Source organism: Thalassococcus halodurans (assembly GCF_900108225.1).
GTDB classification, from domain to species: domain Bacteria; phylum Pseudomonadota; class Alphaproteobacteria; order Rhodobacterales; family Rhodobacteraceae; genus Thalassococcus; species Thalassococcus halodurans.
This window is the reverse complement of record NZ_FNUZ01000006.1, coordinates 154278-167537: the sequence shown is the minus strand read 5'-3', so window position 1 is coordinate 167537 and position 13260 is coordinate 154278. Positions and strand designations below refer to the sequence as shown.

Annotated in this window: 12 protein-coding genes and 1 pseudogene; 6 read left to right on the top strand and 7 right to left on the bottom strand. The window is 61.0% G+C overall.

Features of this window, described 5'->3' with window-relative positions; all coding sequences use genetic code 11:
- Positions 1-83: 83 nt before the first annotated feature.
- The 3 genes and pseudogenes from C4S59_RS16680 to C4S59_RS16670 all read left to right on the top strand — a co-directional run.
- Positions 84-203, top strand: a pseudogene (locus tag C4S59_RS16680) (IS5/IS1182 family transposase); the annotation flags it as partial.
- On the top strand, positions 191-913 hold the full coding sequence (locus C4S59_RS16675) for a cytochrome c biogenesis CcdA family protein (RefSeq protein WP_007803446.1): 723 nt from the start codon (positions 191-193) through the stop codon (positions 911-913). The pseudogene C4S59_RS16680 and the gene C4S59_RS16675, both read left to right, overlap by 13 nt.
- A gap of 194 nt (positions 914-1107) precedes the next feature.
- Positions 1108-1773, top strand: coding sequence for a L,D-transpeptidase (locus C4S59_RS16670; protein ID WP_103911576.1), 666 nt, complete (start codon positions 1108-1110; stop codon positions 1771-1773).
- 39 nt (positions 1774-1812) lie between these two features.
- Here C4S59_RS16670 and C4S59_RS16665 read toward each other — a convergent pair whose 3' ends face one another.
- Positions 1813-2082, bottom strand: coding sequence for a hypothetical protein (locus tag C4S59_RS16665; protein WP_005613342.1), 270 nt, complete (start codon positions 2080-2082; stop codon positions 1813-1815).
- Positions 2083-2251: 169 nt separating this feature from the next.
- Between C4S59_RS16665 and C4S59_RS16655 the strand changes: the two genes are divergently transcribed.
- Complete coding sequence (locus C4S59_RS16655) at positions 2252-4648, top strand: heavy metal translocating P-type ATPase (RefSeq protein WP_234994810.1); 2397 nt, start codon at positions 2252-2254, stop codon at positions 4646-4648.
- Positions 4649-4747: 99 nt separating this feature from the next.
- The gene (locus C4S59_RS16650) at positions 4748-5224 is read left to right on the top strand and encodes a L,D-transpeptidase family protein (protein ID WP_043872282.1); all 477 of its coding nucleotides are present in this window, start codon (positions 4748-4750) and stop codon (positions 5222-5224) included.
- 3 nt (positions 5225-5227) lie between these two features.
- On the opposite strand, the gene phnE is transcribed toward C4S59_RS16650, so the two are convergent.
- Genes phnE through C4S59_RS16630 form a run of 4 tightly spaced genes read right to left on the bottom strand, consistent with a single transcriptional unit; the run spans position 5228 to position 9520 of the window.
- A complete protein-coding gene (gene phnE / locus C4S59_RS16645) occupies positions 5228-5986 on the bottom strand; it encodes a phosphonate ABC transporter, permease protein PhnE (protein ID WP_103911574.1) in 759 nt (252 codons plus the stop codon).
- Positions 5986-6768 (bottom strand): phosphonate ABC transporter ATP-binding protein, encoded by a 783-nt coding sequence (locus C4S59_RS16640; RefSeq protein WP_103911573.1) that lies wholly within the window; start codon positions 6766-6768, stop codon positions 5986-5988. Before C4S59_RS16640 ends, phnE begins: the two co-directional genes overlap by 1 nt.
- Positions 6765-7610: a phosphate/phosphite/phosphonate ABC transporter substrate-binding protein gene (locus tag C4S59_RS16635; protein WP_234994809.1), complete on the bottom strand. Its 846-nt coding sequence runs from the start codon at positions 7608-7610 to the stop codon at positions 6765-6767. Before C4S59_RS16635 ends, C4S59_RS16640 begins: the two co-directional genes overlap by 4 nt.
- 29 nt (positions 7611-7639) lie before the next feature.
- The gene (locus C4S59_RS16630) at positions 7640-9520 is read right to left on the bottom strand and encodes a cytochrome c peroxidase (RefSeq protein WP_103911571.1); all 1881 of its coding nucleotides are present in this window, start codon (positions 9518-9520) and stop codon (positions 7640-7642) included.
- A gap of 94 nt (positions 9521-9614) precedes the next feature.
- Between C4S59_RS16630 and mntR the strand changes: the two genes are divergently transcribed.
- The gene (gene mntR / locus C4S59_RS16625; protein ID WP_009820125.1) at positions 9615-10085 is read left to right on the top strand and encodes a manganese-binding transcriptional regulator MntR; all 471 of its coding nucleotides are present in this window, start codon (positions 9615-9617) and stop codon (positions 10083-10085) included.
- 243 nt (positions 10086-10328) lie between these two features.
- Here mntR and C4S59_RS16620 read toward each other — a convergent pair whose 3' ends face one another.
- Positions 10329-11321 carry a cytochrome c oxidase assembly protein gene (locus tag C4S59_RS16620; protein ID WP_040652273.1) on the bottom strand — a complete coding sequence of 331 codons (993 nt, stop codon included), beginning with the start codon at positions 11319-11321 and terminating at the stop codon, positions 10329-10331.
- Positions 11318-13237: a penicillin acylase family protein gene (locus C4S59_RS16615; RefSeq protein WP_043872280.1), complete on the bottom strand. Its 1920-nt coding sequence runs from the start codon at positions 13235-13237 to the stop codon at positions 11318-11320. The genes C4S59_RS16620 and C4S59_RS16615 overlap by 4 nt, the downstream gene beginning before the upstream one ends.
- Positions 13238-13260 lie beyond the last annotated feature (23 nt).

Genomic DNA, 13260 nt, shown 5'->3' with positions numbered 1-13260 from the left:
CTAGGTCGATGATACGGGGCGTTGTTGCACAAGTCTGACGCCTCAGGATTCCCTTCGCGAACCCATGCTGTTAGCCGCATTCCATGAGCAACCCATCTCCCGCCCGCTATCGTACGACCAACTGGTCCAGCTACAACGCATCGCTGCGCAAGCGGGGGTCCCTGCTGATCTGGGTCGACGAAGACATCACTTGGCGCGCGCCCTCACCGCCGCCCTCCTAGCCGGCACGATATCATTTCTGTCCCCCTGCGTGCTACCTCTTGTGCCAGGTTATGTCTCCTACGTAACCGGGCGCACAGCCGCTGAGGGCGGGGTGGTCGGCGCTTCGCCGTCGCGCGCGGTCTGGCTGAGCCTGTGTTTTGTCCTCGGCTTCTCCACCATCTTCATGGGACTTGGCGCATCCGCGACTGCAATGGGTCAGGCCCTGCTTCGGTGGCGGTATGAACTCAACCTCGTTGGGGGCGGCATCATCATTTTCTTCGGGCTCTTCATGATAGGAGCCGCGCGTGTTTCGGTCATGGAACGCGACTTCCGATTCAATCTCAACATCCCCGGGGGCCAACCCGCTGCGTCCTATGTCCTCGGTCTTGCCTTCGGTTTCGGCTGGACTCCGTGCATCGGCCCGATCCTCGGCGCGATCCTGACAGCCAGTGCGGCGAGTGCCACGATGGGCGAAGGTATCATGCTGCTTGCCGTCTATTCCGCCGGCCTTGGAATACCGTTTCTGATCGTGGCCGGATTCACCGACCAGATCGCGGGACGGTTGCGGGCCATCGGCCGGGTTGGCCGCCGCCTCCACCAGCTTGCGGGCATAGTGATGATCTTGATGGGGCTGGCGATGATGACAGGGCAGTTGAGCGCGCTGTCATACTGGATGCTCGACGTATTTCCGGTTCTGGGACGGATCGGATAGCTCCATTAGTAGCAGCGTCTATTGATAACAGAAAATTTCTCTTGAACCTCTAGTAGCTTTAGGAGTTAAGCCACCGACATAGAACGGCACCATGGAGCAAGTTGCCAATAACGCCTCACTCTTTCCCGGGCGAACAACACTGCGTTCGGGGTAAGGTTCGGTTTGCCGTCCAATGCGTGAACGGAGCAATCTATATGCTGACAAGACGACACTTCATCCAGACGACTGCCGCATTGTTCTCGGCGTCTATCTCGAGTCCGCTCCTCGCTGACACCTGGCCCACTGAAGCGGAAAAGGCGGCTTGGGATGCACAGATTACACCGCCGGGCTATAACCCAGCCACATCAAACCCGTGGGGCCTGCACCCGCGCTTTCTGCCGCAGCGGGTTATAACTAAAGATGGTCTTGTGGCCGGTGACATCCATGTCGATGCTGTCGCGCGCTATCTTTACCATATCGAGGAAGGCGGCACGGCGATGCGCTATGGCGTAGCGATTGCTCGTGGCAAACTTTATGAGCCGGGTGTCTACACGATTAAGCGCAAGGTCAGGTGGCCGCATTGGCAGCCAACACAGAACATGATTGACCGCGACCCGGAGCTCTACGCCGATATCGCTGACGGTATGGAACCCGGACCTGAGAACGCGCTCGGGTCACGGGCGCTTTATCTCTTTGTCGGGGACCGAGACACCTATCTGCGCATCCATGGTACACCACAGCCGCGAAGCATCGGCGGCCGAGCAAGTTCCGGTTGCGTCCGGATGGTCATGGCGCACATAAACGATCTGTATCCGAATGTGGAGATTGGCTCGATGGCGTTCCTATATTCGGCCGAGGACAGCGTGACTCCGCAGAGTTGACCCAAGCCGCGCCGTCAATCCGACGCTTGGACGCGTCAATCAGGATTGGCGCGCGACGCAGATGGGATTGCCGCCTGCCGATCGCAACGGGACCAAGGTCGTTTCCACAGGCCCACTATGGGCATACCAATAGCAATTATCTTCGGGACGTAGCCGTGCCGTGATGAGATCCTGGTCGGGTGCAGCGAGGGCTGCGACAGATTCTGGAACATTGCCGATCCTGAATGGATCGTTGTCTTCCTTAGAAGGCACCGCGCAGCCAGCCAGGGCCAATGTTGCAACCATGATCACCGCATATTTTTGAAGCATATCTATCTCACTCTTTGGCAGGTCAGCCGCGTCTTCAGACTTAGCGGCGCGTTTCAAGGTTCCGCAGGTCTGTGTCCTTACTTGACCAAATTTTTGTTTTAGCTCTTGAAGCTCTAGTTACTGTAGGGGTTATTTCAATGTGGAATGAACGAATCCCGAGGTCAATCCCATGTCTTCCAATGGCCACCGCCACGACCACAAGCACAGCTCTGACTGCAGTCACGATCATGTTGATGATCACAAACATGCGAGCGTAGCTCGCTACTCTCATGGAGATGGTGCTGCGTGCTGCGGTGCTGGAGCCAACACGGGACCGGCAGAATCCATCCCGTCGAATGGGCGAAGTTTTCAAGTTTCCGGTCTGGATTGTGCCGAAGAGGTGGCAATCCTGAATAGGGTGGTCGGTCCAAAAGTCGGCGGGACTGAGCATCTGGCGTTCGATGTCATCAATGGGCGGATGACAATTCTGGATACCGCAGTCGGGATTTCGGACAACGAGATTTCGCAACTGGTCGCGAGTACCGGCATGAGCGCAAAACCGTGGGACGCCGACAACGCAGCAGAGAATCAGGCCGCGCATCTGGCACGTCAAAAGCGGTTTACCGCGCTCAGCGGCGGCTTCTGGGTGGCAGGTTTTCTCTACCACATCGTCGAAACCGGCATGGGTGGTGCGCTCGGGCTATTCGCAGGGCACGGAGAAATGCCGATGCCACTCGCGGAAGCAGGGTTATTCGCGGTGGCAATTCTCTTCGGGGTCTGGCTGGTCGCGCCCAAGGCTTGGTCTTCCGCGCGACGGTTTTCCCCTGACATGAACTTGTTGATGGTGGTCGCAGTGGCGGGTGCCATCGGGCTGGGCGAATTCTTCGAGGCCGCGACGGTTGCGTTTTTCTTCTCACTTTCGCTTTACCTTGAGAGCTGGAGTGTGGGGCGGGCCCGCAACGCGGTATCGGCCTTGCTGGATCTGGCGCCGCCGACAGCTCGGGTGATCCGATCAGATGGCAGCGAAACCGATGTGCCTGCGGCAGAGGTCGCCGTGAACGATCGCTTCATTGTGCGCGGCGGCGACCGCATCCCCCTCGACGGTGAAGTGGTGGAGGGGGCGGGAGCCGTCGATCAGGCTCCCATTACCGGAGAAAGCGCGCTCGTGCCAAAGGAGCCGGGCGATGAGGTCTATGCCGGCACGATCAACGGCGAAGGCACACTGACGGTACGAGCGACCAAGGCAGCTTCCGACACAGTGTTGGCCAAGATCATCCGTCTGGTCGGTGATGCCCATGCCCGCCGCGCGCCGGTCGAGCAATGGGTGGCGAAATTCGCGCGCATTTATACACCCATCGTGATGGCGGTGGCGATCACCATCGCGGTGGTGCCGCCACTCTTGCTCGGCGGCGCCTGGGACTATTGGTTCTACAATGCGCTGGTCCTTCTTGTCATCGCATGTCCTTGCGCACTGGTCATTTCTACGCCGGTGTCCATTGTAGCAGCGCTGGCCGCTTCGGCGCGAGCAGGGGTGCTCATCAAGGGCGGCGCTTATGTCGAAGCGCCAGGGCGCACCACAGCGCTGGCGATGGACAAGACGGGAACGATCACCATGGGCGAGCCTGAGGTGGCGGCGGTTCACCCGCTGGGTGAAGCCTCCGCTCGCGAAATCATCACGCTGGCAGCCAGTCTGGAGGCGCGGTCCTCGCACCCGCTGGCACGCGCCATCCTCGCGCGCGCAGAAAGCGATGGTGTTTCCGTGTCTGCCGCAGAGGACACGCGGACCGTGCCTGGGCGCGGGCTCGAAGGACGCGCCGACCGGCGCGCGATCTGGCTCGGATCAGATCGGTTTGCCCAAGAGAAAGGTTTCAGCAATGCCATTCCGGCGGATCTTCGGGACCGGATCGAAGGGGCAGGCAGCACCCTGGTTGCCGTGGGTGACGAGACCGGCGTGACCGGCGTGCTGGAGCTTCGTGACCGCATTCGCCCCGATGCAAAGGGTATCGTTGCGCGTCTGCACGCGCAGGGTGTGAAGACAATCGTGATGTTGACGGGCGACAACGAACGCACCGCACGTGCGGTGGCGGCCGAGGTCGGCATTGACGAGGTGCGCGCCGAACTCTTGCCAGAAGACAAGGTGAAGGCCATCGAGGAACTGGTGGAATGCCACGATATGGTGGCGATGATCGGCGACGGCGTGAACGACGCGCCCGCAATGGCGCGCGCGCATTATGCCATTGCCATGGGGGCTGTCGGATCGGATGCGGCGATCGAAACGGCAGATATTGCACTGATGACCGACGATCTGGCTCGAGTGCCGTGGCTGATTACTCACTCTCGGCGGACAATGACGATTATCCACCAGAATATCGGTATATCGCTGGCAACAAAGGCGCTGTTCGTCGGGCTGACCGCGTTCGGGATGGCCTCGATGTGGGGCGCCATCGCTGCGGATGTAGGCGTTTCCCTGTTGGTGGTCGCCAATGCGCTGCGGCTTTTGAACGGCCATCGGATCAAGGACGGGCCTTCGGGCGGTGAACCGGTGGGCGAGCAGATGGCGAAGGGAGCACTGGCGCACGGTCATTGATCCGACGTCTTCGGTAGAGTAACCTCTGGCACCAACAGACCTCGCAAAAAGGGGCGTCGAGCAGTGACAAACACCAGATTTCCACGGCGCGCCTTTTTGATGGGCGGATTGGCCTCCTTCCTGTCAGGTTGTGCCAGCAAGTTCCGGTCTTACAACGGACCCGAAGTGACCCGGCTACGCATGTATAAGGCACAGCGGTTTCTGGTTCTGGACGGGGTGGATGACGTCTTGCGGACCTATCCCATCGGATTAGGCTTCGCGCCCGAAGGTCACAAGCAGTTCGAGGGGGACGGCCGTACGCCGGAGGGCTCCTACGTGATTGATCGGCGCAACCCGGAGAGCCTCTTTCACCTGTCGATTGGCATCTCATATCCCAACGCGGCAGACATCGCTTTTGCGCAGGCTCAAGGAAAGTCGCCCGGTGGCGACATTTTCATCCACGGAGGACCGCGCAAGGGGATCGACCCAATGAATGTCCGCGACTGGACGGCAGGCTGCATCGCCGTCACTGACCGCCAGATCGAGGAAATCTATGCCATGGTCAGGGACGGGACACCGATCGACATTTACGCCTAAGGATCAGGTGAAGCGGCGCCGCAGTGCGACGTTGATCGCCTCAATGGCCATGACCATGACGACGACCGCAATCGTGACGCTGGCGGCCTTATCATACTGGAAGGATCTCACGTAGGTCTGGATGTAGAAGCCGATCCCACCCGCGCCGACAATGCCGAGGATCAGCGACTCGCGCAGGTTCAGTTCGAACCGGAAAATCGTGTCGCGGGCAATGACTGGGGCCATCTGCGGCCAGATCGCATGCCTGAGCCGCACGAGCGGTCCGGCGCCCGCGCTTTCCAGCGCGGCGATCGGCGCGCGGGACACGCCGTCGATCGCCTCGGCATAGAACTTGGCGAGCATCCCCGTTGCATGAAAGGCGACCGCGATGATGCCGGGCAGCGGCCCGAGCCCGACAGCGCCCACCATGAGCATGGCCACGAGGATCAGCGGAATCGCCCGGATGAAGGCAAGCAGCGTTCGGATCGACCGGAACACCGCAGGGGATACCATCGTCTCAGACGCGAGAATGCCGAGGGGAACGGACAGGATCACAGCACCGAGGGTGCCGAGGATCGCGATCCTCAGCGTTTCCGCGCTGCCCTTCTTGATCTCGGCCATCACCGTCGGGTCAGGCGGAAACATGCGACCGAGGAAATCGGCAATGCGCGGGCCGGCCGACATGAGACGCGACAACTCGACATCGGTCGTGGCGAAGGACCACAGGATCGCGGCTGCGATCAGACCGCTCGTCGCAAAGCCGCCAAACCCGCGGAACGCCATCAGGACACCGCCCTGAGGCCGATACCGGGGATTGGCTCTACCTCCCGATAGAGCTCCGCCGTCGCATCATCGTTCAACTCGGAGGTCGGCACATCGAAGGCGATCCGCCCGGCCCGCATGCCGATGATGCGCTGCGCGAAACGCCGCGCCAGGTCGGGCTGGTGCGACGAAAACAGCGCCGTCGCGCCGCGCGCTTGCGCCGCCCCGGCCAGCAGCGCCAGGATCTCACCTGCACGCGCGGGGTCGAGGTTGCTTACCGGTTCATCGGCCAGAATAAGCCGTGGTTCCTGCGCTAGACACCGCGCGATGGCGACGCGCTGCCGCTGCCCGCCGCTGAGGCTGTCGACCCTGCGTTCGGCAAGATCGGAAATGCCGCAATCGGCAAGTACCGTGCGCGCAATCTCCAGATCGTGCTTGGTCGATGACCCCATCAGGGCGCGCAGGGGAGACATGCGCCCCAGGCGGCCATTGAGGACGTTACGCAGAACCGTGGAGCGTTCGACCAATGCAAACTCCTGAAACACGAAACCGGTATCCGAACGGCGCGCGCTCGGCGGCGGGAGGTCGGGATCGAGCGGCGCACCCAGAACCGATACCCGCCCGCTCCAGCCTTGGAGCCTGCCGTCGAGCAGTGCCAGCAGGGTCGTCTTGCCCGCCCCGGACGGGCCGAGCAAAGCGACGCTCTCGCCCGCCGAAACCCGAAACGAGACCCGCTCCAGCGCCGGGAGGTCCGCGCCCGTATGGGCAAAACTCAGGTCGTCTATTTCGATAGCTGTGCTCATCGCAACAGCCCGTATTGCTTCGCCATATCGCGTACGCCGTCATAGGCGGCCCCGTCGGCCCTGACATAGCCATCCGGTCCATAAAGAAAGCCCAGCTTGTTGCGGTGCTCCGGCTCGTTGAGCCGCAGCATTGCGTCGACAAAACGGTCCCGCAGAGCGGCATCGAGCCCCGGGCGAGCGATCACCAAATGGCTCGGGATCGGCGCGCTTTCCGCGATCCAGGCTACCTCCGCCTGTTGCTGCGGCGTCAGAAGCAGGTCGGCATACTGGCTGGCGCCTGCGGCATCGACCAGGCCTTCGGCCATCGCCTGCATCGCCTGCTGGTAGCCGCCCGCGAAGAAGATGCGGCCGAAGAATGCCTCTGCCTCTCCGGGGCCTTCGACCAGCCCGGCCTCAACGAATTCGGCGAGCGGATAGAGATAGCCCGATTCCGAGATCGGATCCGCGAATGCGATGTCGCGCCCGCGCAGGTCGGCGAGCGCTCGGATGCCGCTGTCGCGGCGCACGAAGATGCGGCCCGTATAACTCGGCGCGTCGCGGTAGACTTCGGACAGGAGCGGCACGGCACCGATCTCGGCCTCGGCCAGAACGAAGGGCAGGGCGCCCATGAAGGAGATATCCGCGTCGCCGTTTCGCAGCGCCTCGACCGCCGCTGCATGGTCGATGGTAACGAACCCTTCGACAGGGACGCCGATCTCACTGGCCAGCCAGCCGGTGATGGCCTCGATATCGCCAAGCAGCTTCTCCGGGTTCTCCTGCGGGATGAAGGCAAGCCGCAGTGCATCGTCCTGCGCGGCGAGAGGTGTCGCCAAAGACACCGCGCCCGCGCCGATCAAGGTCATTATCGTTCTGCGGGTCAGATGGACTGGCATCAGAATGCCCTCTCTTCGATTGCGTCGGCTTCGGACTTGAACGCGGTCCAGCTTGCTTCAGCGGCCTCCCAGTCTTCCACGCGAACAGCGGCGCCGACCGCGGCCAGACGTTCGGCCAGCGCATAGACCTCGGGCCGGGCGGGGAGGTTCGACATGGTACTGGCGTCCGCCGAGAGGTCCGCGGCCACGGTGTCGGTCAGCAGCAGGATATGCTCCGCGTCCCGCCGCGGCAGTAGCGTATCGATTGTCGAGGCGAAGGTCGTCAGTTCGGCGAATGCCAGCCGGAAAGCGGTGTTCTCGGTGTCGAAGGCCTCATAGGGCTCGTCTGCCGCGCCAACGGTCTCGAGATAGGCGGTCAGATCGGCGCGGTCATCCTCGGTCAGCCCAAGCGATTTCGTCTCGTCGAACCAGTCCACGACGGCGGCCAGCGTCGGCAATGACCCGTCGTGGAAATAGGGGGCGGTATAGGCCGTGCCGAGCAGCGTGGGCGTGTCCAGCGCACCGGCGCGAGCCCCCTCGTAGCCCGGCGCGACGGAGCCGATGTCGTGGGCCTGCCGGTCGAGGAAGTTCGCGTCTGGCACGTGGCAACTGGCGCAGGACCGATCGCCGAGCCCGGCGAAGGGCCGGTTGAAGATCTCCTCGCCGCGCCGGGCGGCCGCTTGGGCCGTGTCGGTCAGGCGGCCATCAGTCGTCAGCATGGAATTCGGCAGGAAGTCGAACTCGAGCATGTAGGCGACGAGAGCGTCCATCATGAAGGGCGTCGGTTCATCCCCGCCGAACTCGTTGACGATCACGTTGCGGGTGAAATCGCGCAAGGAGGCGAAGCGGCCATCGCGGCCGTAGGGCCCGGTGAAGCGCAGGCCACGGAGGCTGGGGATGTCAATCGGATCATCACGCCGGTCATTGAAGATCGGGTTGAAGAAGGCGCCATCGACATCGATCGCGCCTGGTTGATGGCTCGCACCCGGAATGAAAAGCCTCTGGTTAACGTCCGATCGGTTGTGACAGGTCGAACAAGCGACCCCGAGACCCTGCGCCGGATTGCCAAAGATTTGCGCGCTGTCGAATAGCATGTCGCCATAGGCCACCAATGGCAGGTCGGTCTCGTCGATGCCCTGCTCCTCGAAATTGAGGACGAGGCGCGGCAGCGGATCCTGATCGAAGATGTCAAACCCCGGCGGCAGGCTAGGCGGCACCTCGATGGTGCGGCCACTCAGGACAACAGTTTCCGGCAGCGCGCTCAGCGTCCGGCGCGGCGCGAAATCGTCAACGAGGTAATTCTCGGCGAGATAGAGGGAGATGACTTCGCGCGCGGCTTCCATGGTTTTGCGACTCGCGGGTGTGGCACCAGCACCAAGAACACCGGCGGAACCTGTGCTGCTGTTGAGTTCCAGCCAGGCGAGGCCGATGCGTCTCGAAGCGTCGGGATCAGCAGCCGCGATACCGTCCGCGAACGAGCGATAGAGTTCTCGGGCTGTCCGCACGGCCTGCTGCGCACGTGCAGGGTCGTCGGCCATGACTGCTCGGTCCAGTTCCTCGTCGATCCGGCGCGCGATCAGCCGCGTCGCCTCGGCGAAGACCGCCTGGCGGTCTTCGCGAGTGATGGCGTCCAGAAGGGGGGCGGGTCCGATGTCGCTGTTGCCGTCCAGCCATGCCAATGCACCAACAGAGAATTCCGAACCCCGGTAGGGTTCGGCCCAGGCGGTCCCGACGTCATCCCAAGGCAGCGGTTCGAGATTTCCGAGGAAGAGAGTCAGCCGGTAGGCCGCCGCCTCGGGAAGCCATGGAGCCTCCTTGGCAGGCGTCGCAGCGACAGGTCCGGACAGGACGAGCGCACTTGCGAGTGCGACAATGAACGCTCCAAGGAATTTCTGAATCACCGCAGTCTCCGAATTCAAAAGTTAGACACGGCTAATTTATCTACCCTAAGCAAACAAGTTGTCAATCCTGCAGTTTCCCTGCAAAGTCCCAACTATGACAAAGCTGCAATCACAGGAACATGAACCGTTCGAAACTGTCGACAGGGCTCCCGAAGCACAGGCTGAGGGGTTCGCGACCGTGCGTCAGGCACATGAGAGCGAAATGGCGGAAGATTACGTTGAACTGATCGCCGAACTGATCGAGTCGCGCGGAGAGGCAAGGCCGGTGGAAATCGCCGAACGTTTTGGAGTGAAGCCGCCGACCGTGACCAAGAACATCTCGCGGCTCAAAGCTGCTGGCCTGGTGCGGCGGGAACCTTACCGCGCCATATTCCTCACGGATGCCGGTCGGGAGTTGGCCGAGGCCTGCCGCCGACGACACAGGATCGTCGTCGCGTTTCTCCTCAGCCTGGGAATCGACGAAGAGACTGCGGAACGCGATGCGGAAGGGATCGAGCATCACGTCAGCACGACCACGCTGGAGGCCTTCGAACACGCCCTCCTGCAATCTCAAAGCGGCAAGTAGCGCAGCATCAAGTTCTCGCGAAATTCAGAAAAGCAAGACTCAGGAGGCGGCGGCGTCAGCAGTCAAAGGCTGGTGGGTTGGCATTTGTTCTGATGGTCAACCTTAGTGCAGAAAATCGTTCGTGTCCTCTGAGCTTGGCCAGCCCGAGATAGTGTGCCCAAAATCTCTGACTGCGACGACGGTGCAGCGAGAATGTCGATCGCGGGAAAAGACGTGGATACAACCTTTGATTTGCTCCTCTGTTCAAAGCGCATAGACAATTGTCACCACCGTCGTCATGACGATGAAGAACATGACCAAGGCACCTATGGCGAGCGTCCGGCCCATGTCGCGGTTTGGCTCTGCTACTTTCAGACGCAATTCTTCGGCCGTTTCCGGAAACTCGAGCGCCGCGGAGTTTGACCCTCGCACCAACTCGTATCGTGAATTCCAGCGACGCACCTCGGCCGCGTTCCACCCGTTCATGACCAGAATGATCGCGGCGATCATCAGCATCGAGGACGGGACCCAGATCGTGTAGCCACCCATGGTTTCGTCGGACAGGGGATCGAGAAACCCGGTTCCCGCCGTTTGGTAGGAAGCATAGAGGCTCACCTCTTTGAGTGTCGTCAAGGAACCCAGAAAAATGTTTGAAACGATCACCGCGAAACCGGAGATCAGCCTTGCGCCGCGCCTCGCGCCCTCAGGGGGATCTCTCGGGTCGAAGAGCATGCCGAAATACCAGATCCCTGCCAGCACCATCGCAAAATGGGCGAACACCTCGATCGCCGCGATGCGCTGAGCAAGTCCGTAAAGCACTGGAATCTGCCAGATAAAGAGCGACGTGATGAGCGCGGCAGTGGCGGTTACCGGATGTGCCAAGAACCGAAATGCAAAAGATTTTCCAAGAGCGTCGAGGTATCGACGCCACCGTCTGTTCAAACCGGCTTGCAATAATCGCCACGGCTGAGAGACCGCGAAGAGTAGTGGTCCTGCAAGGCGGAGGAGAAGGTGCTCCACTTGGTGCACCGAAAAGAGGCTATGCCCCAACGAAGCCAGAGGCGCATTTGTGGCCGCGAGAATGCAGGTCAAGCCAGCGAGGAACAGGGCTTGCCGCCACATAGACACCGTCCCGCGAATGCGAGCGGATCGCACGAGGCCGCGCATGTAGACCCATGCGGCCAAGCTGACGGAAACAAGGGACACTGGCGAAATCGCATACCCAAACGGGTCGAAAAGGAGGAAGTAAGTGATCATCGGCTCCTGTCATTTTGTATTGTCGGCGTATCGACGGATACCGGTGAAAGTCGGGATGTTCCCACAGCGCCACCCCGGGCCAAGGACAGATCAGTGGACATCGTGAGATATTTGCCCTGCATCCACATGAGAAAAAGGTTTTCATAGAAACGTGAGAGCGGGTGGCCGGACTGACCGGCTGGCGCGATGAAATAGGATCCGGCTTCTTCCGAAAACGACATGACCGCCTGAAAATTGGTGCCCGCGCTGGCCGCGAAGGGGCGGTCATTGTCAGAAGATAACAGCGTTGCAATCAGTGTGTATGGATCGCCCGAAGATGGGGCTTCGAGAGACAGCAGATCGCTGATGATCCCACTCGATCGGATTGGCGCCCACCCCATATTCAAAGCGTGTGCTTCGCCCCAGACCCAATCTGACGGATCGGGTCCGTAGCGGTCGACAAGCCAGCCGATGGCATCATCCAGGGCCGCACGAACCTGATCCTGGCAGGTCTCGATGCGGGTGGACGGGCGGATGTCGCACCAGATTGCGCTCCCTCCGCGATCTGAAAGCACCGCAAATAGGATATCGGCATTTGGCCTGGCCCAGACCGTTGTCGCGGATGGAAATTCATCCTGAAGTATCCGTTTTTGCAACGCGCGCGCCCAGGCCCAGAACACGAGCGGTTCCGGTGAAAAGCGATCCATGTCGCCATTCCATTGGGCAAGTTGACCCAGAATATCGCCGCGAAACTCATCTGCGCGGTTCTCTTCGAGAGCGCCTGCGGAACCCACGAACCAGAGCTCTTTTGCCATTATAGGAAGAAGCGCCCGCGCGGCAGTGCTGACCGTGTCGCGCTGCGCCGCAATCGCGCCCTCGACCGAGAATATCGGTTGCCGCACATCAAGAGCTGCCAGACGGGCGTCTCGAAACGAGAAAGGCGTTTCGACCTCCCTGTCAGGCCAGCGAGCAAGGATTTCTCGGCCGATGGCAAGAATCTCCAATCCGGCTGGTGCCAGGTTCATGCTTGCGTCCATAGCATCGTTCACATCGGCGGACCGCGCCAGACGGTCAAGCATCATCAGAAAATTGCCGGCCTTGGCAGCGGTGGGACTCACTGGCTCTTTAAGGGCAGTCAGTGACAGAGATCGGAACGCCCAAGCGACGCGTTCGCTGCGACCGACGACAATGAAGGGCACACCCGGCATTGTAGCCCCAATCGCGGCTCCGGTCGGGAGTTGAATATCCGCCAGGTACCATTCAGAAGGCAGCGATAAGGGGCCACGTATATCGGCGGCGAGAATTGGTGCTCCCGAAGCTGTTCTGTCTCCAGGCAACGCCCAAGCATCGAGGCTGACCTTGGGCGAGGTCACAAACAGCTCGGGCAAAAGAGGTCGATCTGACAAGCCGGACAGGTCACTCTGGCGTCTCTCGGGTTGAAGATCGTTCAGAAACGCTTGGGCAAGTCTGAGACTATCGACGGGTCTCCAGGCAGCGATCATTCTCTCATCCGCGATCAACAGATCGGGTGAGCCTCTGCCGCGCCCGCCTTCGGATACCAGACCAAGCCACGCGTTGACACCAGCGGCATATGCGTCGAGCGCTTGGGCTGTCGAAGGCTCGACTTCGATCGTCTGGTCAAGTGGCAACAAGGCTTGCGCTGCCCGCCTTGCCCTCAATAACTGGCCAAGCCTGTCCTGAGCGTGAACGAAACCAAGCGCGAAATAGGCGTCCGCAGCGGAGTCTGCAGAAATGTGCGGTATGGCCGCAGCATCTCGCAGAATATCGACTGGACCTTCGATTCCCGCAACACTGAAATCCTCGTCATAGTCGGGGACGGAGGCGCGCAAAAGAAAGTAGACGACACCGGATACGGCCAGTCCTGATGCAAAAATCGCCAGGAGCAAGTACAGTAATATGTTGAACAGTCGTTTCAATTCGTTGCCGGTGCCAAAGCAAT

What these genes read in the sequence shown, in the direction of transcription:
- C4S59_RS16670 (WP_103911576.1), top strand. Translation starts at nt 1,108, where the DNA reads ATGCTGACAAGACGACACTTCATCCAGACGACTGCCGCATTGTTCTCG.
- C4S59_RS16665 (WP_005613342.1), bottom strand. Translation starts at nt 2,082, where the DNA reads ATGCTTCAAAAATATGCGGTGATCATGGTTGCAACATTGGCCCTGGCT.
- C4S59_RS16655 (WP_234994810.1), top strand. Translation starts at nt 2,252, where the DNA reads ATGTCTTCCAATGGCCACCGCCACGACCACAAGCACAGCTCTGACTGC.
- C4S59_RS16650 (WP_043872282.1), top strand. Translation starts at nt 4,748, where the DNA reads ATGGGCGGATTGGCCTCCTTCCTGTCAGGTTGTGCCAGCAAGTTCCGG.
- phnE (WP_103911574.1), bottom strand. Translation starts at nt 5,986, where the DNA reads ATGGCGTTCCGCGGGTTTGGCGGCTTTGCGACGAGCGGTCTGATCGCA.
- C4S59_RS16640 (WP_103911573.1), bottom strand. Translation starts at nt 6,768, where the DNA reads ATGAGCACAGCTATCGAAATAGACGACCTGAGTTTTGCCCATACGGGC.
- C4S59_RS16635 (WP_234994809.1), bottom strand. Translation starts at nt 7,610, where the DNA reads ATGACCTTGATCGGCGCGGGCGCGGTGTCTTTGGCGACACCTCTCGCC.
- mntR (WP_009820125.1), top strand. Translation starts at nt 9,615, where the DNA reads ATGACAAAGCTGCAATCACAGGAACATGAACCGTTCGAAACTGTCGAC.
- C4S59_RS16620 (WP_040652273.1), bottom strand. Translation starts at nt 11,321, where the DNA reads ATGATCACTTACTTCCTCCTTTTCGACCCGTTTGGGTATGCGATTTCG.